Genomic DNA, 21,638 nt, shown 5'->3' with positions numbered 1-21,638 from the left:
GGGCACGAGGAGCGGGGCGCCCGCGAGCGCCCCGCTCCTCACTGTCTGTGTTCAGGGCCTGTCTTTCGGATCAGGCCCTGACCGACCACGGCGGACCGGGCGTCGGTGTGCGCCACGGCCTCCTGGGGGACGTGGTGGTCACGGCGCCGAACGGGCCGTCGGTCGTCGCCCCGTACAGCGAGTTCGGCGGCGGAGCCACCGCCGGAGCAGGAGCCGACAGCGTGAACCAGACGACCTTCCCGGCCCGGCCCCATGGCCGGAATCCCCAGCTCTCGCTGACCGCGGCGATCATCGCGAGTCCGCGCCCCGAGGTGCTGGAGGCGTCGGCCGCGCGTATGGTCGGCAGTCGCGGGTCGTGGTCGTGGACGGAGACCGTCAGACGTTCGAGCAGCAGCTCTATCTCGACGGTGCACGTCTTGTCCGGCTGTGCATGCCGGTGGACATTGGTCAGAAGCTCCGTGACGCCGAGCGCTGCCTGGTCGATCAGAGGGTCGAGATGCCAGTAGCGCAATTGCGCCGAGATGATTCTGCGGACCTGACCGATCCGCGACGGCAGGGCCTGGAGCTCCACCGTGCAGTGCCTGCTTGGCTCGCTGATCACGGCTGCGACTCCCCGAAATAGGTCCGGAAGAAGACGACGGAACGGAGTCGGCGGGTGGCCGTCTGCCGTTCCTGGTCCGGCGGGCTGGATCACAGTGTCACCGCCGGTAAACCATGAGTGACGCGACTCCAATGTCACTCAGGGGTCAGGGCTCCGCAACTCGCAGTGACCCGGTCGTGGCGCACCGTCAGCCCCGCCCGGCCGGCCCCGCTCCGCGTCCCGGCCGGCCGCCCGCGCTGCGCAGCGCCTCCAGGAAGCGGCGCGACGGCCCCGCACGGGCCGGTCCACGGTCGCGCTGCCCCATGGTCAGCCGATACCACGTCCCGTTGACCCGCGCCACCGTCGAGTCGACTCCGGCGAACCATGGCCTGCGCGCACGCACCGCCGCCGCCGGGGCGCTGTCGATCTCCCGCCCGTAACTGGTCAGCAGCGCCACCCGGCCGTCCTTGACGATCACTTGACCGGCCCTGGTGAGCGACCGGGCCCACCGCTCGATCCGTACCCCCGTCGCGCTGAACTCCGTTTCCTTCATGGCTGGTTCGCCCCCTTCGTCGTGCTTCTGACGGTCAGTCTGCCCGCACGGTCACGGGCGCACCAGGTCGCAGCGAAGCGGCATGTCGCGCATGCGCCACGGTGTGCCAGCCGTCCCGCTCCCCGGCACCAAGGCAGTGCTATGGATCCCCAAAGTCAAAGTTTGTGCAGGTGGGGGGCCTATCGTGGGATGCGGAGTCCGGGGGCCGGTGGCCCGCAAGTCCGGTCACGACGAGCAGGAGCGTGCTGATGAACACCAGTGAGCGCAGGCCCGACGGCGAAGTCGCGGCGACCGTCGACATCGACCGCACCGACCATGACTACAGGGACTGGCTGAAGGAGGCCGTCCGCAAGGTCCAGGCCGACGCCAACCGCTCCGCCGACACGCATCTGCTGCGCTTCCCGCTGCCCGAGGCCTGGGGGATCGATCTCTACCTGAAGGACGAGTCGACGCACCCCACGGGCAGCCTCAAGCACCGGCTGGCCCGCTCGCTCTTCCTCTACGGGCTCTGCAACGGCTGGATCCGGCCGGGCAGGCCGGTGATCGAGGCGTCCAGCGGTTCGACGGCCGTCTCGGAGGCGTACTTCGCGAAGCTGATCGGGGTGCCGTTCATCGCGGTGATGCCCCGCACCACCAGCTCCGAGAAGTGCCGGCTGATCGAATTCCACGGCGGTCGGTGCCACTTCGTCGACGACGCCCAGAAGCTGTACGAGGAGTCCGCCAGGCTCGCCGCCGACTCCGGGGGCCACTACATGGACCAGTTCACCTACGCCGAGCGGGCCACCGACTGGCGCGGCAACAACAACATCGCCGAGTCGATCTATCAGCAGTTGCGGCTGGAGCGCTATCCGGAGCCCACCTGGATCGTCGCCACCGCAGGGACGGGCGGCACCTCGGCGACCATCGCCCGCTATGTGCACTACATGCAGTACGACACCGGGATCTGTGTGCCCGACCCGGAGAACTCCTGTTTCTTCGACGGCTGGACCGACCACAACGCCCTCGCCACCAGCGACTGCGGTTCACGCATCGAAGGGATCGGCCGGCCCCGGATGGAACCCAGCTTCCTGCCCGGCGCCATCGACCGGATGATGAAGGTGCCGGACGCGGCCAGCATCGCCGCTGTGCGCGCGCTGGAGCAGGCCATCGGCCGCAAGGCAGGCGGCTCCACCGGCACCGGACTGTGGAGCGCGTTCAAACTCGTCGCCGAAATGCTGGACCAGGGCCGCACCGGCAGCATCGTCACACTGCTCTGCGACCCCGGAGACCGTTATCTCGACAAGTACTACTCCGACAACTGGCTCGCCGAACAGGGCCTGGACATCGCCCCGTACGCCGCGACGATCCGACACTTCCTGGCCACCGGCAACTGGCCCTGCTGAAGCCCGGCCGTCATCCCGACCCGATGCGCGAGGCCGTCGACGGCGACGCGGGGGAGTGACCCGGCCGCCCCGCTCTCAGACGGAGGCGGCGGCCAGCCGCTTGTCGAGATTGCGCACCGCGTCCCGGAACGCCCGGCCCAGGGCCGGGCGGCCCAGTCGCAGGACGAACCGGAACGCCGCGGGCCCGCCGGCGGCGAAGGTCCACTGCACGCGCGTCCCGGTTGCCGTGGGGGTGAGCCGCCACTCCTCCAACAGGGACCGCAGGGCAGGTGCGTTGGTGACGTCGACCCGGTACGCGTACCGCTCGCCGGGCTCCTCGTTCCGCCTCTCTCAGCGCACCGCGGACAGCGCCCCGCCCTTGCGCAGCCGGGCCTTCAGCTCCAACTGTGCGTCCTGCGGTGCCCGTACCGCCAGCGTCGTACCGCCCGCCGACCCGCGCACGCCGCCCGTCACCTCGATCCGGTTGACGGCCCGGCTGCCGGCCGCCAGCACGTACCACCGGCCGGACGGTGCCCTCCAGTGTGTGCCCGCCAGGACGTGCTGCCCGAACCGGCTGCACAGCGCCGTATCGGGCCGGTCGGCCACCACCGCACCAGGCGCGGTGAGCGATGCGGCGGGCTGCAGGAACTGAACCAGAACCCGGCCGGGCCCCTGCCAGGTGTCGGCCCGGGTGCACACCCAGTCCGCCGGTGTCCCGCCCTCCGGGAGAGGCTGCCGGGCAAAGGCCCAATTGTTGACCGCACGGACTCCGCTGCCCCGCAGCACCCGCAGCGAGCACACCGTACGTGCCCAGCTCAACAGGGCCGGACCACCCGTCGCCTCGCGCGGCCCGCGCGCCGACGCGCCCTTGCGGGGCAGCGGTGTGTACGTGAGATGGACCGGAGCGAGATCGCCCAGATCGGTGAGGAGGAATGAGTGGTTGTGGGCGATGCGCTCCGAGGAGCGCAGCTGCATCACCGGCCAGGAGCCACAACTGCGGCCCGGCGAGGGGCGCGATACGGGTGCGGTGACACCGTCGCGGCCCACTTTCAGCGACCGCGCCGGAGCGTTCGGCGCCAGCAGGTCGCGCGTGGTGGTCTCCGAGACCCACGGGGCGAGCAGGAACCGGGCCCTGTCCCGCCTGCGGCTGATGACGACGGCCGCCCCCGTCGTCACGTCCGCGTCATCGGTCCGGGCGAAGTCGAGCGAGACCGCCCCGGCTCCGGTCAGCGGCTCCGCGTAACGCACCACGCGCACGCCGCCGTCGTGGAACAGCACCACGGCCGCACCGTCCACCTCGCCCGCGTACAGCAGCCGGGGCGGCTGGGCGGGCGGTACGGAGAGCGTCCCGGGCGACGTGGAGACGTGGACGCTGCGCGGCGTGCGCCCCCAGGTACGCAGCGCCCGGCCGAGCAGATCCCGCTCCTGGGTACGGTCGCCGCGGGCCGGCCACGCGGTGAAGTCGACGCGCGAGGTGTCCGCCCATTCCGTGGCAGCCGTACGCAGCAGCGCTGCCGGATCGACGGCGACGGATCCGGCCCGCGCGGGGCCGCCCGGACCGTTCTCCGCGGCCAGGACGACCAGACCGCCCGCCATCACGCACAGCGCGGCAGCGGAGGCCACCGCCCGCAGCCGGTGTCTGCGCCGCAACAGATCGCTGGGGCGGGTCTGGAGCGTGCACGGGTCGAACTCGGCGGACCGCAGCAGCGATTCGGTCCGCGGCCGGTCGGCGGACTCCAGCCGTCCGGCCGCACGTACCGCGCCCGCCGCATCGCTCGCCCCCGCCCGGGCGAGCAGAACCGTCGCCTCGAGGTCGGTCAGTTCCTCCAGCAGCCGCAGCGTGAACGCCGCCCGCACGGCAGCGGACACCGTGGACAGTGTCCGGCCCAGGGCCAGTTCCTCCGCGCCACCGGCGCGCGGGAAGAGCCGCAGCCCCCGGACGAAGGGGAGCGCGGGGCGCAGCGAGGCCGGTGCCGGGATCCGCGCGGGCCACCAGCGGGGCCGCCGCTCGTACGCCAGCGCGGTACGCAGCACCCGCAGCCGCACCCAGGCGTATGCGGAGGTGGCGCCGTGCGCCGCGGCGGGTTTCCTCGGGGACGGTACGCTCCGCCCCTGTGCCGGGACCCGGGTCCGGAGCGGTTCGGGAGGTCCCGCGATGGCGGTGCGCCGGCCGGGCAGGGCGCGCTGGACGGCCGCATGGGCGGCGAGGACCCGTCGGTGCCGGCCGAGCGACGGCGGCAGAACGAGGTAGGCGAGCCGGACGAGACGCGGGTAGTGTTCCACGAGCGCGGCTTCGGCCTGCTGGACGCCGGGGCGTTCGCTGCCGCGGGTGGAGCGCTGCCGGGATGGGTGGATCGGCATGGGATCGGTGCCTTCTGAGCCGTTGGCGATAACCGTCGTACCGACAAACGAGTCGATCGTGTGACGGTCACATCGGGCGCAGTTCCAATGGCGCGGCTGCCTGGCTGTCACGTCGGCTGCACGGCCGGGGCGGCAGCCGCGTACCGCGGGAGTCACAGCCTCCCCAATCCCCGTCGTGGGGGGGGGCGTTACGGCCGCACCGTGACGTCGAGCAGACCGTCCAGCACCCGGCCGAACAGCCGGCGGCCCGTTGCCGCGATCAGCGGATCGCCCCATTGCGGCAGCAGCCGGATACGGAGTTCCTCCACCCACACGACATGGGACCCGGACTCCGTCGGATACACATCGATCGACGCCCGGCCCAGCACCACCGAACCACGCTTCTCCAGCCGGCAGAGCCCGGCTCGCCCGGTCACCGGCGGCATCCAGCGCACCACTTCCATCGGATCGTCGAACGCCAGCGGGCCCACACCCGTGCGAGCCACGAAGACGGTCCCGATCCTTGTGGGCAGTCCGGTCGGGACGGTGATCCGGGTCAGCGGGACGTGTGCGCAGTGCCGTTCCCAGTCGGTCACCCGGCGCCAGGACTCGGCGGCGGGGAGGGAGGTGAATCGTTCGATCCGGAATACGGCCACAGCAGGATCCTAGTGCCGTGACCGGCGGTGTTTGCCCTGTGAGGGCAGTGTTTGCCCTATGAGGAGCGTCGTCCGGTGCGTGCGATCGCAAGGCGGCCGGACGTCCTGGGGTGGGGTCTCCCTGCTCGAACGAAGCTGAGAGCTTGGGGAAGGAGCTGCCAGGGCCCCAGGCCGACGCGTCGAGCGGGCGTGCTGGACGACGCGACGGGGCAAAGCTTGCCGGGAGGGGAACTGGAACGTCCCGGCCACGGCGCGAGCCGAGCGGAACCTCTGGCTTGTCCTCGGGATCCCCGTTTCCTCAGCCCTCGGAGAGGTCGCCGGCCGCGGTCTCGCCCGCCACCACCAGGCCCGGCAGATGTTCCTCGATCTCCTCGCGGGCGCCCGCGGACAGACCGGAATCCGTGATGAAGGTGTCCACCTGCTCCAGCGTCGCGAACGAACTCAGGCCCACCGTGCCCCACTTGGTGTGATCGGCGACCACCACCACCCGCCGCGCCGACTGCACGAAGCGCCGATTGGTCTCCGCCTCCGCCAGATTCGGTGTCGAGAGCCCGGCCTCGACCGAGATGCCGTGCACCCCGAGGAACAGCACATCGAAGTGGAGCGAACCGATCGCCTGATCGGCGACCGGGCCGACCAGAGAGTCGGACGGAGTCCGTACCCCACCGGTCAGCACCACCGTGGCGGCCCCGGCCCGCGGGCCGCCCGTCGACCGCTGCGCGGCATGGAACACTTCGGCGACCCGCACCGAGTTCGTCACCACCGTCAACTCCGGTACGTCCAGCAGATGCTGGGCCAGCGCATAGGTCGTCGTGCCACCGGAGAGCGCGATCGCGCTGCCGGGAACGGCCATCGCCGCGGCGGCCCGCGCGATGTCCTCCTTGGCGGTCAGCTCCAGCGTCGACTTGGCCTCGAAGCCGGGCTCGTGCGTACTCGCCTCGACGACTGGCACAGCGCCGCCGTGCACCTTCTCGATGACACCCTGACGGGCCAGTGCGTCCAGGTCCCGGCGCACGGTCATGTCGGAGACGCTCAGCTTGCGGGTCAGCTCATTGACCCTGACCCCGCCGCGCCGGCGCACCTCGTCGAGGATCAGTGCACGCCGCTGCTCCGCGAGGAGATTCTGATTCTCACTCAACGCCGGGTCCGGTCCTTCCCTCGGTTTTCCGTACAGCAGCCCGTCGGCTCAACAATCTGTCGGACGGGCTCATCCTGCCACGCAGCTTCGTCCGGCGCTGCACCGGGGAGATTTGTGATCCGGGTACCGGCGCGGCCCGTGTTCCGGGATTCTGGTGACTACGCATCAGTACGCGGGCCGGAACGCCGCGACAGCAAGAGAGCGAGTCATCCACGTGCCCCCTGTCACCGAGGCCCCGCACAGCACGGGGGCCGCGCTGGAACTCCTGGTCCATGGCGTCGGTGGAGCCACCCCCCAGTCGATGCTGGGGGATCCGCGTGTCGCCCGGGTCACCGGCGATGCGACGGCTGCCATATTCCGGCGCTCAGGGGACGTCGACGCCGAGCAGCACCCGGAGCGGTACCGGGACCGGCCCATCGAGGAGGCGTATTGCTGGTCCAATCTCACCTCCGGCAATGGCTCGCGCGCGCTGTGGCTGCTGCTGCTCCCCTTCATGGTCGTCAACCTGGCCCACTGGATGCGGCCCACGGCCAAACGTCGCACCCGCGCGGTCCGGCTGTACGGCGTGCTCGTGCGCCTCGTCGCCCTCAGCCTGACCGTCCTGCTGACGGCTGCGGCGTGCGAGGTCGCGCTGGATCTGGTGGCCTGGCAGTGCGCGGGTGTACCGGAGTGCTCGAATCAACGGTCCTGGCTCGGCTTCCTGTCGACGGCGCAGGACGGCTGGTGGTCGCAGCCGGGACGGCGGCTCGCACTGGCGGCTCTGGTGCCCACGGTGCTGGTGGGGCTGCTCTGGTTCCTCTCCAACCGGACCTGGAGCGCCTACGAGTCGCAGCGCCCGCTCACCGGCGCGGAACCGGACGACGACGCCCTCGACAACGGGACCGCCACCCCCGCCACCGAGGGCCCTGACGCCGGAACCTCCGCCGCCGGAACCCCCGTCGGTCGCCCGGCCCTCGGCCGCCCCGGCTTCTGGTACGGCCGGCGGCTCGTCGCCCGGTTGCGGGCCGCGCACACCGCTGCCGGGTTCCTGACCGTGGCGGCTTCCGTCGCGGGTGCCGCGGCCCGTCACGACCGTGCCGTCACCGGCCCCGTACCCGAGTTCCTGGGGCAGCTGATCGAGGCGATGCTCGCGCTGGGGACGCTTGTTGTGCTCTGGGTGGTCTGCAGCCGCGGTCGCAGCGAGCGGCGGCTCGACAACCGGCTCGACGGCGCCGTCATCACCTGGCTGCCCGGCACCGCCCTCGCCCTGCTCGTCGTCACCGCGGTGTACGCGGCCTGGTCCCGCCCCGGCTGGGTCTCCGCGGGCACGCTCCCCGGAGACGTCACCTTCCGCGTCCTCACCGTCGGCCAGGGCCTGCTCGTGGTCGCCCTCGCGGCGGTCGCGCTCGGCCTGTACCGCCGGACGCCCGAGCCCCGTACGGTCATGTACGGACTGGCCGGCCCCGCGGTCGCGATGCTCGCCTGCGCCCTCGGCGGCGTCATGTCCGGCGGGGTCGCCCAGCGCGTTGCCGACTGGCTCGACGGACCGGGCACTCCCGGCATGGGCCGGAGCTCCCTCATCGACGGGCCGCCGGTACTGCTGAGCTGGCAGGCCTCGGTCATCCCGGTACTCCTGGCCCTGCTGCTGATTCCCGCCGTCGTGCTGGGCGTACGCACCTGGCTCGCCGCCCGCGCCATGGAATCCGAGGTCAACAAGGAGTACGGGGAGAAGCGGCCGGACGCCGCCCGTACCCGGCAGATCGCCAGGACCCGGGCCCTGGCTGCGCTCACCGACTCCGCGCCGTGGCTCCTCGGGCTGGTCTCCGGCGCCACCCTGCTGCTCGGCGCGGGAGCGGTCGCCGGGGCGTGGGTGAGCGGGGAGGTGCCGGGGCTGGCCCTGGACGGTGCCGGCCCGTTCATCGAGTCGGTCGCGGAAGCCGCCCAGTCGACCGGCTCCTGGATGATCGGCTTCGGCTTCATCGTCTTTGTGACCTGCGGTCGGCGCGCCTACCGGGACGCCTCCACCCGGCGCACCATCGGCATCCTGTGGGACGTCGGCACGTTCTGGCCGCGCGCCGCCCACCCCTTCGCGCCCCCCTGCTACGCCGAGCGCGCCGTCCCCGACCTGGCCTCGCGGATGGCCGGCTGGACCGGCCGCACCCGCGGCAGGCTCGTCATCTCCGGGCACTCCCAGGGCAGCGTCCTCGCGGCGTCCGCCGTCTGGCAGCTGCCGGCCGGGGCCCGGAAACGGGTCGCGCTGCTCACCTACGGTTCGCCGATCGAGCGGCTGTACGGGCGCTGGTTCCCGGCCTACTTCGGTCCCGGACCCTTGCATGGACTGCATCGGTCCGTGCACTGCTGGCGCAACCTGTGGCGTGCCACCGACCCGATCGGTGGCCGGGTCCGGCTCGACGTGGGTGCCGGTCCCGAAGTGGACCGGGGGCCTCTGCGGGACCCGCTGGTCTACGGGCGTACGCCGGAGCATCCGCTGCCGGAACCGGTGCTGGGCCACTCGGACTACCAGGCCGACCCGGTCTTCGCCGAGGAACGGGCGGCGCTGCTCGTCCGGCTCGGGCCGGTGCTGCCCCGCCAGGCCGACGGGGGCTCCGGGGAGACTCAGGGGAGTTCCGGCAGGTCCTCCGGGTAGAGCAGGGTGAGGTCGTCCGTGCTCGGCTCGGCGAGCTGGGCGACCCGGCCGGCATGCCGCTCGACCATTGCCTCGAAGGTCTGGCGGGCGGTCCGGCCGTTGCCGAACGCCGGGCCCTTGGGCAGCTCGGTGAAGTACTTCAGCAGCACCTCTCCGGTGCCCTCGGCGAGGCTGTACTCGTGCTCCTCGGCCTGCTGTTCGACGATCCGCAGCAGTTCGGCGGGCTCGTAGTCGCTGAAGGTGATGGTCCGTGAGAAACGGGATGCCACGCCGGGGTTGACGGTGAGGAACCGCTCCATCTCGTGGGTGTAACCGGCGACGATCACGACCACCGCGTCCCGGTGGTCCTCCATCAGTTTCACGAGCGTGTCGATCGCCTCCCGGCCGAAGTCCCGGCCGGAGTCCTCGGGCGACAGCGCGTACGCCTCGTCGACGAACAGCACGCCGCCGCGCGCCCGCTCGAACGCCTCCTGGGTACGGATGGCGGTCGAGCCGATGTGCTCGCCGACCAGATCGACCCGGGACACCTCGACGAGATGCCCCCGCTCCAGCACCCCGAGCGAGGCCAGGATCTCGCCGTACAGGCGGGCCACGGTCGTCTTGCCGGTGCCGGGGGAGCCGGTGAAGACGAGATGGCGTCGCACCGACGCGGCCTTCAGCCCCGCCTCCAAGCGGCGCCGGCCCACCTCGAGCATGTCGGTGAGTGCACGTACCTCGCGCTTGACGCTGTCCAGGCCGACCAGCGCGTCCAGTTCACCGAGAACGGCGCCCGAGGTACGTACCGGCTCGGCGGGTGCCTCGACGGCGGCGGGCACGGCCGGGCGCTGCGCGGGCACCGCACCGAGCAGCCCGGGGGCCGACTGGTTGGCCGTCAGCACCGTGGGCGGCGGGGGAGTGGCGGTGCGCAGTGCGCTCTCATCGCTGGTGCAGTCCTCGACGACCGGGCCCGTCCCCTGCCCGTCGCCGTGCGAGCCGCCCTCTGCGAACTCGTAGCCACCGCGCGCGCACCGCTCGGCACGGCACCGGGTCAGCGTCGTACGACAGCCGTCCATCACATGGAAGCCGTACCCGTCACTGCCGGTGACCCGGCAGCTGTCGAAGGTGCCGCGTCCCTCGGCGGAGACGTAGAAACCGGCCTCGGCGGGCGAGGTGACCGTGCAGCGCTCGATGGTCGGGTCGGCGCCCTTGGTGACGATGACCCCGGTCTGTGCCGTGTCGATGGTGCAGTTGTTCAGCGTGCCGCCGCTGCCGTGGTCGCGGAACCAGGCGCCGGTGGACGCCTCCCGGATCCGGCAGTCGTCGAGCTGTGCGGTCGCCCCGTCGCTCACCGACACCGCCGTGTTGCGGACCTGGGTGAGATCGCTGTCGACGACATCGGCGCGCGAGCCCCGGTCGAGGACGAAGATCGCGTCCGGTACGTCATGGACCCGGCAGGAGTCCAGTATCACGGTCGCGCCGTCGCTCACCCAGACCGCCGGGTAGTCGCCCGTACTGTCGTGGATCTCGCACTGGTTGGCGTCGACCCGGGTGCCCGGGTCCCACACCGACAGGCCGTTGCGTCCGAAGCGGCGGACCGTGGAACGGGTCAGGGTGAGGACCGAACGGGAGCGCAGATCCACCGCGTTCTCCGGGATGTCATGGATGTCGCAGTCGGCGAGCGTCAGCACCGCGTCCGTGTCGAGCGTGACCCCGTCCGCCGAAGTGCGGTGCACCGTGCAGTCGGTGAGGTGCGCGGAGGCGCGGGCGGTGACCTGTATGCCGCTGCCCTTGATCTCGTACACCTCGCAGCCGACGGCCTCCAGCGCGCTGCCCTCACCGGTGATGCTCAGTCCGGCGCCCGAGGAGTGATGGATCCGGCAGCGTTCCAGCCGCGGATGCGCACCGTCGCGCACCGAGACCCCGGACTGCCCGGCCGACACGATCTCGCACTCCTCGAACACCCCGCCCGCACCGTCGAGCACGGCGATGCCGACCCCGGCCGGATTGTCGACCGTGCAGCGGCGCACGCTCGGCCGGGCCGCACCGCGCACCTCTATCCCGGCTGCCGACCGCGTCACGATCCGCAGATCCGCCAGCTCCGGGGCGCCGTCCTCGATGAGCAGGGCGGGGGCCGCCGAGTCCTGGCCCTCCACATGCAGATCCTGGACGACGGCGGAGGCACGCACCGTCAGCGGTACGCCGTCGACCGGCGCGATCCGGACGGAGCCGACGGAGCCCTCGGGACCACGCAGGGTCACCGCGCGGTGCAGGACGAGATTCTCCCGGTAGGTGCCCGGCGCGACGGTGAGGACATCACCGTCCGCCGCGGCCTCAAGGGCTGCGGTGAGGGAGGCGTATTCGCCAGTGCGGCGCCGCCACCGCGATGTGCCGGTGTGCGTCACCTGGACCGTGCCCTGTGCCATGGCGCTGTTGTGTCCCCGCCTCGTGCGTGTCCGATGCCCGTGCGGCCGGCCTTGCGGCAGGGGTCGTCACGGGTTTGTCCGCCGAAGAGGTGAGCGGACCGGTCCACCGTAGCGCGCGCGGAGGGCGGGAGTTGACGGGATCCCAGCTCATCAGCTGCCGGTGCCCGTCCTGCCCCAGTCCGGACCGGCCTCGGCCCACGCCCGGTCGAGCCGCGCATACCGCCGTTGCACCATGCGCCATACGATCAGGCGCCGCCCGCCCTCGATCAGTGCGACGCCCAGCAGCATCGCCCCGAATCCGGCCAGTGCCGCATGGGTGTGGGCCGTCGGCACATCCATCGGGGGCAGCGCCGGCCGTCCGTCCAGGTCGGTCCAGATCCGCACCCGGGAACCGGGATCGGTGATCTTCGAAGAGGTCGCGACCCTTCCGCTGCGGGCTGTGCCGTCCGGGGCCTTCCAGCGCGCCACCACCGACGTCTGCGTCGTGCGCTCCGAGGGCACCTCGGGGTCGGAGACCAGACGCGGCGCCCCCGACACCGGGCGCACCACAACCGCCGTCGTGGCATGCCGCTGCGCCTGCTGGACCCGTACCGACTCCTGCAGGACGTCGTCCATGAGCGAGCCGCACAGCCACCCGAGCGCAGGTGTCGCCACCGCCATCAACAGCAGTGCCACCAGAGCCACCCACGCCTCGCGCCGGTCTGTGGCGCGGCGCAGGGGATTGTGCCGCCAACGCCATACTCCCGATACCGCTCGCACAGTCCCGCACCCCCTTCCGTATCCGTCATATCCCGATACGGCACAGCCTGCGCGCCGAGCAGACGAAGAGAGAGCTACCTCACGCAGTCCAACGCGCGGTCCGGTCCCACGAGTTCCCCTCCCGGCCGAGCCGTCAGCCGGGAATCCGAACCGGGTCCCCGACCCGGATCACGCCGGTCCCGTCCGGAATCAGATACTGGCCGAACAGCAGGTCCTGCCCGGCACGGCGGTGGCGCGCGAGCGTACGCAGCGGCTCCTTGCCGCGCTCCGCAGTGCCCTGGTCGGTGGTGGTGATGACACAGCGGTCACAGGGTTTGACGATGCGGAACGGGACATCGCCGATGCTGATCCTTTCCCATCCGTCCTCCGCCCACGGCGCCGTGCCGTCCACGACGACATTCGGCCGGAAACGGTTCATCGGCAGCGGGCCCTCGTCCGCGTGGTCGCCCTGCGCGACGAGGGAGTTCAAGGCGTCCAGCGAGGCGCTGGAGGTCAGGAGCAGCGGGTAGCCGTCGGCGAATCCGACGGTCTCACCGGGGCGCGCGTACGCGGGATTGATCAGCCGACGGGTCCCGGGCGCGTCGAGATGGACGAGCCGGACCTCTGTACCCAGGTAGTCGCTGAACCAGGTGTGGGCGGCGGCCGCCGCCTCCACCACCTCGATGGTGGACCGGTGCAACGCCACGGGGACCGTGCGTCCGGGCTCGGGCACCTCGACGGTCAGCGGCGCGCTCCCCGGCGCCGACAGGCCGATGCCGCCCCCGGGCAGCGGCACGGCGGAGACCAGCGCCATGCGCGGCTGCTGCCGCTGTGTGACGGCCCGGCCCGTGGTGTCGACCAGCATCCACCGGCGGTCGCCGTCGAGTCCCCATGGCTCGACGGCGGCCTCGCAGGGCTCGTATCCGGCCAGCGACTTGACCGGATGAATGTGTACGGCGCGCAGTACGGGAGGACGCATGCCTCCATCCTGCCAGTCCCCCCGGGCCCGTCCTTCGGAGCGGGCCCGGGACGGACCGCAGCCGTGTACAGCGGGTTCCGCCGCTCAGTACCCCCGGCCCTGATACGGGCGGTTGTACGGGTCCTCGTACGGTGAGGGCGCGGGTACGGGCCGCGGCGACGCCGGACGCATCGACTCGTACCCCGTGCCCGGCGCCGGACGCGGCTGCTGGGGCTGAGGCGGCTGGTAGCCGCCCCGCATGCCGGTCGGCTGCTGCGGGATGTACGGCGCGGGCGCTTGCTGCAGATGAGCCGGCTGCATCGGCGCGTAGCTCTGCTGCGGTGCGGCCATCTGCTGCGGGTACCCGTACGACGGGTTCGGCTGGGAAGGCGCCGCGGGAAGCGCCGGCAGCGCCGACGGGAGCGCCGGCAGGTAGCTGTTTCCGGTGTCGTAGGAGGCCGGCACTCGGATCGGGGCAATCTGGGGCGTACCCCGCTCCGCGACCAAGGAGTCGTAGATCGGAGTGTCGGGGAACGACGACGCGGCGTAGTAGCCGCCGCCGTAGGTGGAGCGGGGGGAGGTCATGACACCTAAGTTAAGCCCACGATGTGCTGGTTGGGGAGCCCCAATCCTAGGGTCATCCGATTTATGCTGCTTCTGTTCACCTGACCTGCTAAAACATCGTCAAAGCTACCGTTAACAGCGGGGGCTTTTCCGTTGGAGGGCCCATGGCTGACGAGAAGTGGCGGATGGGCTGCAAAGGCCGACACCCGCGTGGCACACGCCAGGACGGAGGGCTTCGACCCCGAGCGCTTGGAACCTTGCGACTATCAGGAGATCGCCGACGGCAACCGCGGCCTGCCGGTCGCCACCGCCGACATCACGCGCGGTGACTACTGGGCCTGCTGGCTCGGCGGCGTCGCCGCTCACCGGGTTCGGGAGATCATCCATCTCCGCTACGCCGCCTGCGTCTGTCTCCACCTCATCCCCGACCTCGGCACCAAGAGGCGCTTGAGCAGCCGCCACGTCCCCTTCACCGTGCAGCTGACGTGGAACAACCGCCGGATCAGTGTCTTCACCCGCGCCAGCGTCCACCGCTGGTCAGCCCAGCCCGAGCAGCCGGCCGTCGAAAGCATCGACGGCGACGCGAGCGTCAGTACCCCGATGCCGCCGACGGCCGTGACCACGAACAGCGCCCGGACAAGGAACAGAACGGCGTGCAGCGGTCACGGCAGCGACTGCCTGCCACCGGCAGGCACGACACCCGCACCTGCACCACCCGGAACTGTGAATCCCCCTGGGCCAGCCACGACGTGACCCCCAACCGATCTGTATCAAGCGGCAGTTTAGCCACTCCACTGATCCGACCACGAGAACTCAAGTCCCATCCGGGGCCCAATCAGCCGTTGCGCGCGCACCGTTCCGGCCGCGGTTCCCCAAAGGGCCGACCCAGCTCCCCTTGTCGTAGAGACGACATGTCGCAATCACGGCACCCGCAACAGGTGACACACGGGCCTCGGAAGCCGGAGTCTTGATCCGAACCGCGCGCTCCACGCCCGCACCTTCTCGAAGAGGCCCCCGATGCACCCACGGCTCCGCCCTGCCGCGCTCGTGGCGGCAGGTGCCCTCATCGCCGCGCTGGCCCCTGTCCTGGCCCCCTCCTCCCACGCGGCCGCCGCCACCGCCCGCCCGGCGGCCCCCGCCTCCCGGACCTCCACCGTCACCCTCGTGACCGGAGACCGGGTGCACCTGGAGCGCTTCCCCGACGGTCGCCAGGCGGTCTCCGTCGAGCCGGGCGGGGAAGGCGCGGGGGGCAGCTACGAGCAGGTGGAGATCGCCGGCGACCTCTACGTACTCCCCGGCGAGGCACTGCCGCATCTGGCCACCGGCGCACTCGACCGCCGGCTGTTCAACATCACCGGCCTGGTGGAGCAGGGCTACGACGACGCCCGCACCAAGAGCATCCCGCTGATCGCCCGCTACCGCTCCGGCGTCCGACTCGAATCCGCCGAGGAGCCCGTCGGTTCCGAGGCGGTACGCACGCTCGGCAGCCTGCGGGGCCGCGCGCTGAAGGCCGAGAAGCGACAGGCCCACCGCTTCTGGGAAGCCGTCGGCGCCGAAGCCCCTAAGACCTCGAAGACTCCGCAGACCTCGAAGACTCCGAAGCCCCCGCAGCTCGGCGCCGGTATCGACCGCCTCTGGCTCGATGCGAGGGTCCGCACCTCCCTGGACAAGAGCGTCCCGCAGATCGGTGCCCCCGAGGCCTGGAGCGCGGGATACGACGGGACGGGCGTCACCGTCGCCGTCCTGGACACCGGCATCGACGACTCCCACCCCGACCTCGCGGGCCGGATCGCCGGGACCCGCAACTTCACCGACAGCCCCACCACCCAGGACGCCTTCGGCCACGGCACCCACGTCGCCTCCACCGTCGCCGGCACCGGCGCCGCCTCCCAGGGCTCCCGCAGGGGCGTCGCGCCCGGCGCGAAGCTGCTGGTCGGCAAGGTCCTCGGCGACAACGGCATCGGTTCCCTCTCCTCCGTCCTCGACGGCATGGAATGGGCCGCCTCCTCGGGCGCCGACGTCGTCAACATGAGCCTGGGCAGCGACACGGCCGGCGACGGTACGGACCCGCTCAGCCTCGGCCTCGACGAGCTGACCGAGACCACCGGAACGCTCTTCGTCGCCTCGGCCGGCAACAGCGGCCCCGGCGAGTACACCGTGGGCACCCCCGGCGCCGCGGACGAGGCACTGACCGTGGGAGCGGTGGACGGCGAGGAGCACCTCGCCGAGTTCTCCAGCCGCGGCCCGCGCACCGACGAGGCGCAGAAGCCCGACATCACCGCCCCCGGCGTCGGTATCGTCGCCGCCCGCGCGGCGGGCACCTCGATGGGCGAGCCGGTCGACGACGCGTACACCGCCTCCTCCGGTACGTCGATGGCGGCCCCCCACGTCGCGGGCGCCGCGGCGATCCTGGCCGCGCAGCATCCCGACTGGCAGGCACGGCAGTTGAAGGACGCCCTGATCAGCACCTTCCGCCTCTCCCCGGACTACACCGTCTATGAGCAGGGCGGCGGCCGGGTGGACCTGGCACGGGCGGTGAAGCAGCCCGTACACGCCACCGGCACCGTCGGCTTCGGCGAACTCACGACAGCCACCCCCGCCGCGCCGCCTGCCACACCAACTGCGTCCGCGTCGCTGCGCCGGCGCGCTGCATCAGCACCTGGATCCGGCGCTGCACCGTGCGCTGGCTGACCCGTAGCTGCGAGGCGATCGCCTTGTCCGCGACCCCGGCGACGACCAGGGACAGCAGATACCGCTCGTCGTCGGCGACGTTCGCACCGGGCCGCGGACTGCCGCCGAAGTCGGCCAACTCACCGGAGTCCGTGACGTGCAGCGGCGACGCCGCCGCCCACTGGCTCTCGAACAGCGCGATCAGTGCGTCGAGCAGGCTGCTGCCGCGCACCACCGCGGCCGTCGGCTCACCCAGCGAACCACCCGAACCGCCGTGCATCAGCGGGCAGATGGCGATCGAACGGTCCGCGATCACCATCCGCACCGGCAGCGTCCCGGTAGCCCGCGCCTGCTCACCCGCGCGGATGCTCCGGGCAACGTTGTCGACCATGCCGGGCTCCTCCAGCAGAGCGCGCTCGTAGACAGCCTCGTACCGCACCCCGCGGGCGAGCAGCTCCCACTCCTCGTCGTTCTCCGCCGCAGGCATGGCCACATGGCCGGCCTTGCAGAGCCACCGCATCTCACTGGCCCCGTACGCCATATGACGCAGCCGCTGCCGGATCACACTCGCCCCCGTGATCACCTCGACAAGCTGCCCCGCGTCATGCCGCCGCCCCCCGGCCCGGTACTCCTCGGTGAGCTGCTCCACCCCCCGCCGCGCCGCCTCCAGCGCCTCATGCCCACGTAGCAGCAGCGGACGCAGCGCCGCATCGGGCGCCACCGGCACATAGCGCACCGCGCCCCCCGCCGGCGAAACGGCCACCCGCCCCACCAGCCCCTTGTCGTGGAGCGAGGCCAACAGCCTGTGTGTCTGCGCCACTTCGAGCCCCAGCTGCTCCGCGATCACCGCGGCATCAGCCTCACGCACCCCGACGAGGAAGCGGTACACCCGCTCCTCCCCCGCCCCGATCCCCGCGGCCTCCAGCATGTGTCCGCCTCTCACGACGCCCCCACCCGCCCCAACCGATGCACCACCCACCGGACACGGCGTGATCTAACCACACCCGCACACCGGAACGATGTCCGCGCTATCACGCACGACGACCATCCGACTTCGATACGCGCAAAGTGGCGGCGAGCGGACATGTCGCTTCTTCGTCAGGTGCGGCCGTAGCGTCGGTGCCCCTTCCTGCCGAGGCTTGACCCGCCGGTCGCGGAACCCTCCCTGCCGGCGGAAGGAGAGCGTTCAGCATGCGTTTCAGGCGAAGAGCCGCACTGCTCAGCTTCACCTTGGCGACCACCTTGGCCACCACCGTGGCCGGCGGCGGCCTGGTGTACGGTGCCACCCCCGCACCGAAGACCGGGGAGGACGCGGTAACCACCCCGTCCCAAGCAGAAGTCCGCACCGCGAAGGTCACCCTCGTCACCGGAGACCAGGTGACGGTGGCCACGAGGGCGGGCAAGACCCTCGCCGTCAACATCACCCCGTACCACCGCAGTGCGGCCGAGCTGCGTACGTACACCGTCGGCACCGATGTGTACGTGATCCCGCGCGATGTCGAAGCGCTGGTGCACAACGGCCAGGTGGACGGCCGGCTGTTCAACGTCACCCAGCTCATCGCCCAGGGGTACGACGATGCCCACCACGCGTCGACCCCGATGATCGTGCGCTACGCGTCCGGCGCCAAGGACACCGCACCCGGCGGAGCCCGCATCACACGGAAACTCCCCGGCGTACGCGGAGCCGCCGTCAGCGCCGACAAGCGCAAGGGCGCCGCGTTCTGGGAGGCCATCGACGACGACAGCGCCCGCGCAGGTACCCCCAAGGCCCGCCTGTCGGGCGGCGTCCAGCGCCTCTGGCTGGACGGGCAGGTCAAGGCGCTCCTCGACAGGAGCGTCCCGCAGATCGGCGCCCCGGAGGCATGGAAGGACGGTTTCGACGGCACCGGCGTGAAGGTCGCGGTGCTGGACACCGGTGTCGACACCACCCACCCCGACCTCGCCGACCGCATCGTGGCAAGCCGCAGCTTCGTCCCCGGCGAGACGGTGCGCGACGGCCACGGCCACGGCACCCACGTCGCCTCCACCATCGTGGGAAGCGGAGCCGCCTCCGGCGGGAAGTATCGGGGCGTGGCACCGGGCGCCGGACTGATCGTGGGCAAGGTGCTCGACGACGGCGGCAGCGGCCCGGAATCCTCGATCATCGAAGGGATGGACTGGGCCGCGCACTCGGGGGCGAAGGTCATCTCCATGAGCCTGGGCGGCGGGGAAGGCGCCGACGGCACCGACCCCATGTCGATTGCGGTCAACGAACTGACGGCGCAGACCGGCGTGCTGTTCACCATCGCGGCGGGCAACAGCGGCCCCGCGGCGACGTCCGTCGGCTCACCCGGAGCCGCCGACGCGGCCCTGACGGTCGGCGCCGTGGACTCCACCGACGCGGTCACCGACTTCTCCAGCCGGGGCCCACGAGGTGGTAACGGCGGGCTCAAGCCGGAGATCACCGCGCCGGGCTCGCGGATCGTCGCCGCCCGCGCCGCCGGCACGACGATGGGCACACCGGTGGACGGCTCGTACACCACCGCGAGTGGCACCTCCATGGCCACGCCGCACGTGGCCGGCGCCGCCGCGATCCTCGCGCAGCGCCACCCCGACTGGTCGCCGGCCCGTTTGAAGAGCCAGCTGATCAGTACGGCCAAGACCACCGCCGCCACCTCCGTCTACGCCCAGGGCGCCGGCCGCGTGGACGTGGCACGCGCACTCCGGCAGCCCGTATCGGCCAGCGGCACAGCCGACTTCGGACTGCGGGACTGGGACGCCACGGCCCCGGTCGGGAAGAAGATCGAGTACGTCAACGACGGCGACCAGCCGGTCACCCTCGCCCTGAAGGTCGAGAACGCGGGTGAGGAACTGCCGGCCGGAGTGCTCAGCCTGGGAGCCGACTCGGTGACCGTGCCGGCGCACGGCACCGCCGCGGTCGACCTCACCCTCAACACCGCCGGCGTGACGACCGGATCCCACGGCGCGCACGTCACCGCGGTCTCCGCCGACGGACGGACGGCGGCAGTGACGGCGGTCGGCTTCGGCCGGGACGTACAGCGCTTCGACGTCACGCTGAAGGTGCTCGACCGCGACGGCAAGCCGACGAGCGGCATCGCCGCGGTCACCGCCTGGCAGCTGGGCCGCTACGGACTGCCCGACACGTACCCGGTCGCAGCGGACGGGACCGTCGTGGTGCGGGTACCGCGCGGCGAGCACGCCTTCATCTCGGAGATCTCCCACTACAACTCCGACTGGAGCCGGCTGGAGGAGTACACCTACGCAGCCCAGCCGGGCACGATGATCGACTCCGATCGGACCTTCACCCTGGACGGCGCCAAGGCCGGCCCGGTCACCATGACCACCTCCCGGCCGACGGAGACCAACCGCGCCCGCGTCGGTCTGAACTTCCAGGCCGTGGACAACGGCCTCATCTACGACCGCGAGGTGTGGCTGGACGGCGAGACGGCCGTGTACTCCGTCCCGTCGCAGAGCGCGAACGAGCGCTTCGAATCGCGCGCCGCCTGGTCGCTCGGCGCACCCGCACTCGACGCCCGCCTCGTCGGGCACGGCAACCGGCCCCTGGACGCGGCCTACCTCGAGGGCTGGACGGGCTCCGCACGTATCGACGGCACCCGCGTCCTGCGCGTGGCGAAGGCCGGCGAGGACGTCCGGGGCAAGCTCGCCCTGGTGAAGCGGAGCGCCGAGCGCACGGTGAGAGAGCAGGTCGACGACGCCGCGAGCGCCGGTGCGCTCGCCATCCTCATCTACAACGACATCCCCGAGAACTGGCTCGCAGGCAACTGGGGCTCGACGGCCACCAAGATCCCGGCGATGACCCTCTCCGGCACCCAGGGCGAGGAGCTGGCGGCCCTGGACAATGCCGTGATCAGGATCTCCGGTACGGCGGTGAGCCCGTACTCCTACGAGCTGCTGAAGTACCACAAGGGCGGCATCCCCGCCGACCAGCGCTACCGGGTACGCGACGAGGAACTGGCCACCGTGGACTCCTCGTTCCACGCCTCGACGCCGGCCACCGAAGGCGGATACGCCCGGCTGATGCGCTCGCCGATGCAGCCGACGGCGTACTTCGGCTTCGACCGGGTGGTCCTGCCGCGCTCCCGGACCGAGTACGTCTCCGCGGACGTGCCCACCTGGGAAGCGGTGAAGGCAGCTCCCGTGTGGACGGCGGAGGGCTCCTGGAAAGTGACGAACATTTCGACGCTCAAGGCCGGACAGCGCGTGCACCGCGACTGGAACAAGGCCGTGGTCCGCACCGCGCTGCCGGACGCACAGTCCAACTCGGCCGTCCGGCAGGGCGATGTCGGTGTAGTGGCGTCGGGCGGTCTGCTCGACTCCGCGTCGGACCAGGCCTTCTCCGTCGAAGCCGGCAGTGACAAGGCGCTGTCCACCGTCTACCGGGACGGCCAGCTCCTCGGCAGCGTCCGCTCTGCGCCCGTCGCCTTCCCGATGACGGCACAGCGCGCCGAATACCGCGTGGTCACCGACGTGCAGCGGGACGCCCCCGGCTGGACGACCTCCACCAAGGTGCGCACCGACTGGCGCTTCCACTCCGAGCGGAAGGAAGGGCTGACCCTGCTCCCCGTCCTGTCGGTCGACTACCGACTCGACGTCGACCAGGCCAACAGTGCCCGGCCGCACTCCACCACCCGCATCGGACTGGGCGTGCGCTACCCCAAGGGCCTGAACGGTCTGAAGCTCGCCGGGGCGAAGCTGTGGGCCTCGTACGACGACGGCACCAACTGGCAGCAGGTGCGCCTCGATGGCGGCCTCAACGGCACGATCGGCAACCCTGCGAACGCGGGCTTCGTGTCGCTGCGCGTGCAGGCCACCGATGCCGATGGCAACACCATCGAGCAGACGGTGACCCGCGCCTACCAGATCCGCCGCTGACCGATGCCGGGGCGCCTGCGCCGCAGGCGCCCCGGCGTGCGCGTCCGACGTTGCACCGAGAAGCGCAGCCAGGTCGTCGACCTCTACCTCTAACTTTCCGCCACGATCGTCACGCTCCGTATGGTCATCCGCCGCGCCACTCCGCTCTACCGCTGGGAC

14 protein-coding genes and 3 pseudogenes are annotated in these 21,638 nt (G+C 71.6%); 5 read left to right on the top strand and 12 right to left on the bottom strand.

From position 1 onward, the window contains the following. Positions 1–70 precede the first annotated feature (70 nt). Both AB0915_RS18540 and AB0915_RS18535 read right to left on the bottom strand, forming a co-directional pair. Complete coding sequence (locus tag AB0915_RS18540) at positions 71–571, bottom strand: ATP-binding protein (protein ID WP_366692128.1); 501 nt, start codon at positions 569–571, stop codon at positions 71–73. A 217-nt stretch (positions 572–788) separates the two neighbouring features. Beyond that, positions 789–1,133: a hypothetical protein gene (locus AB0915_RS18535; protein WP_366692095.1), complete on the bottom strand. Its 345-nt coding sequence runs from the start codon at positions 1,131–1,133 to the stop codon at positions 789–791. Between the two features lie 248 nt (positions 1,134–1,381). On the opposite strand from AB0915_RS18535, the gene AB0915_RS18530 reads away from it, so the two are divergent. After that, the gene (locus tag AB0915_RS18530) at positions 1,382–2,515 is read left to right on the top strand and encodes a PLP-dependent cysteine synthase family protein (protein WP_366692094.1); all 1,134 of its coding nucleotides are present in this window, start codon (positions 1,382–1,384) and stop codon (positions 2,513–2,515) included. A 75-nt stretch (positions 2,516–2,590) separates the two neighbouring features. Here the strand turns inward: AB0915_RS18530 and AB0915_RS18525 are convergent. The 4 genes and pseudogenes from AB0915_RS18525 to AB0915_RS18510 all read right to left on the bottom strand — a co-directional run. Beyond that, a pseudogene (locus AB0915_RS18525) lies at positions 2,591–2,830 on the bottom strand (SRPBCC family protein); the annotation flags it as partial. A 15-nt stretch (positions 2,831–2,845) separates the two neighbouring features. Next, the gene (locus AB0915_RS18520) at positions 2,846–4,855 is read right to left on the bottom strand and encodes a hypothetical protein (protein ID WP_366692093.1); all 2,010 of its coding nucleotides are present in this window, start codon (positions 4,853–4,855) and stop codon (positions 2,846–2,848) included. Between the two features lie 188 nt (positions 4,856–5,043). Continuing rightward, positions 5,044–5,490, bottom strand: coding sequence for an SRPBCC family protein (locus tag AB0915_RS18515; RefSeq protein WP_366692092.1), 447 nt, complete (start codon positions 5,488–5,490; stop codon positions 5,044–5,046). Between the two features lie 298 nt (positions 5,491–5,788). Beyond that, positions 5,789–6,628: a DeoR/GlpR family DNA-binding transcription regulator gene (locus tag AB0915_RS18510; RefSeq protein ID WP_366692091.1), complete on the bottom strand. Its 840-nt coding sequence runs from the start codon at positions 6,626–6,628 to the stop codon at positions 5,789–5,791. A gap of 214 nt (positions 6,629–6,842) precedes the next feature. Between AB0915_RS18510 and AB0915_RS18505 the strand changes: the two genes are divergently transcribed. Continuing rightward, complete coding sequence (locus tag AB0915_RS18505) at positions 6,843–9,254, top strand: hypothetical protein (RefSeq protein ID WP_366692127.1); 2,412 nt, start codon at positions 6,843–6,845, stop codon at positions 9,252–9,254. Here AB0915_RS18505 and AB0915_RS18500 read toward each other — a convergent pair. The 5 genes and pseudogenes from AB0915_RS18500 to AB0915_RS18480 form a co-directional block, all read right to left on the bottom strand. Next, positions 9,224–11,656 (bottom strand): right-handed parallel beta-helix repeat-containing protein, encoded by a 2,433-nt coding sequence (locus AB0915_RS18500; protein WP_366692090.1) that lies wholly within the window; start codon positions 11,654–11,656, stop codon positions 9,224–9,226. The genes AB0915_RS18505 and AB0915_RS18500 overlap by 31 nt on opposite strands. Before the next feature lie 150 nt (positions 11,657–11,806). Next, positions 11,807–12,331, bottom strand: a complete 525-nt coding sequence (locus AB0915_RS18495; RefSeq protein WP_366692089.1) for a hypothetical protein — start codon at positions 12,329–12,331, stop codon at positions 11,807–11,809. A 217-nt stretch (positions 12,332–12,548) separates the two neighbouring features. After that, positions 12,549–13,373 (bottom strand): MOSC N-terminal beta barrel domain-containing protein, encoded by an 825-nt coding sequence (locus AB0915_RS18490; RefSeq protein ID WP_366692088.1) that lies wholly within the window; start codon positions 13,371–13,373, stop codon positions 12,549–12,551. A gap of 84 nt (positions 13,374–13,457) precedes the next feature. Beyond that, on the bottom strand, positions 13,458–13,937 hold the full coding sequence (locus AB0915_RS18485; RefSeq protein ID WP_366692087.1) for a DUF6643 family protein: 480 nt from the start codon (positions 13,935–13,937) through the stop codon (positions 13,458–13,460). Between the two features lie 422 nt (positions 13,938–14,359). After that, a pseudogene (locus tag AB0915_RS18480) lies at positions 14,360–14,464 on the bottom strand (winged helix-turn-helix domain-containing protein); the annotation flags it as partial. A gap of 469 nt (positions 14,465–14,933) precedes the next feature. On the opposite strand from AB0915_RS18480, the gene AB0915_RS18475 reads away from it, so the two are divergent. After that, complete coding sequence (locus tag AB0915_RS18475) at positions 14,934–16,607, top strand: S8 family serine peptidase (protein WP_366692086.1); 1,674 nt, start codon at positions 14,934–14,936, stop codon at positions 16,605–16,607. Here AB0915_RS18475 and AB0915_RS18470 read toward each other — a convergent pair. Next, positions 16,498–17,514: a helix-turn-helix domain-containing protein gene (locus AB0915_RS18470; protein WP_366692126.1), complete on the bottom strand. Its 1,017-nt coding sequence runs from the start codon at positions 17,512–17,514 to the stop codon at positions 16,498–16,500. The two genes, AB0915_RS18475 and AB0915_RS18470, sit on opposite strands and share 110 nt — an antisense overlap. A gap of 263 nt (positions 17,515–17,777) precedes the next feature. On the opposite strand from AB0915_RS18470, the gene AB0915_RS18465 reads away from it, so the two are divergent. Then, on the top strand, positions 17,778–21,479 hold the full coding sequence (locus AB0915_RS18465) for a S8 family serine peptidase (RefSeq protein WP_366692085.1): 3,702 nt from the start codon (positions 17,778–17,780) through the stop codon (positions 21,477–21,479). 39 nt (positions 21,480–21,518) lie between these two features. Next, positions 21,519–21,638 (top strand): annotated as a pseudogene (locus AB0915_RS18460) (IS5/IS1182 family transposase); the annotation flags it as partial.

It is taken from the genome of Streptomyces sp. NPDC048411 (assembly GCF_040704695.1).
In the GTDB taxonomy this organism is placed as follows: Bacteria; Actinomycetota; Actinomycetes; order Streptomycetales; family Streptomycetaceae; genus Streptomyces.
The sequence above is the reverse complement of the archived record's forward strand: the minus strand, read 5'-3'. Positions and strand labels throughout refer to the sequence as shown.

What these genes read in the sequence shown, in the direction of transcription:
- AB0915_RS18535 (WP_366692095.1), bottom strand. Translation starts at nt 1,133, where the DNA reads ATGAAGGAAACGGAGTTCAGCGCGACGGGGGTACGGATCGAGCGGTGG.
- AB0915_RS18530 (WP_366692094.1), top strand. Translation starts at nt 1,382, where the DNA reads ATGAACACCAGTGAGCGCAGGCCCGACGGCGAAGTCGCGGCGACCGTC.
- AB0915_RS18520 (WP_366692093.1), bottom strand. Translation starts at nt 4,855, where the DNA reads ATGCCGATCCACCCATCCCGGCAGCGCTCCACCCGCGGCAGCGAACGC.
- AB0915_RS18500 (WP_366692090.1), bottom strand. Translation starts at nt 11,656, where the DNA reads ATGGCACAGGGCACGGTCCAGGTGACGCACACCGGCACATCGCGGTGG.
- AB0915_RS18490 (WP_366692088.1), bottom strand. Translation starts at nt 13,373, where the DNA reads ATGCGTCCTCCCGTACTGCGCGCCGTACACATTCATCCGGTCAAGTCG.
- AB0915_RS18485 (WP_366692087.1), bottom strand. Translation starts at nt 13,937, where the DNA reads ATGACCTCCCCCCGCTCCACCTACGGCGGCGGCTACTACGCCGCGTCG.
- AB0915_RS18475 (WP_366692086.1), top strand. Translation starts at nt 14,934, where the DNA reads ATGCACCCACGGCTCCGCCCTGCCGCGCTCGTGGCGGCAGGTGCCCTC.
- AB0915_RS18470 (WP_366692126.1), bottom strand. Translation starts at nt 17,514, where the DNA reads ATGCTGGAGGCCGCGGGGATCGGGGCGGGGGAGGAGCGGGTGTACCGC.
- AB0915_RS18465 (WP_366692085.1), top strand. Translation starts at nt 17,778, where the DNA reads ATGCGTTTCAGGCGAAGAGCCGCACTGCTCAGCTTCACCTTGGCGACC.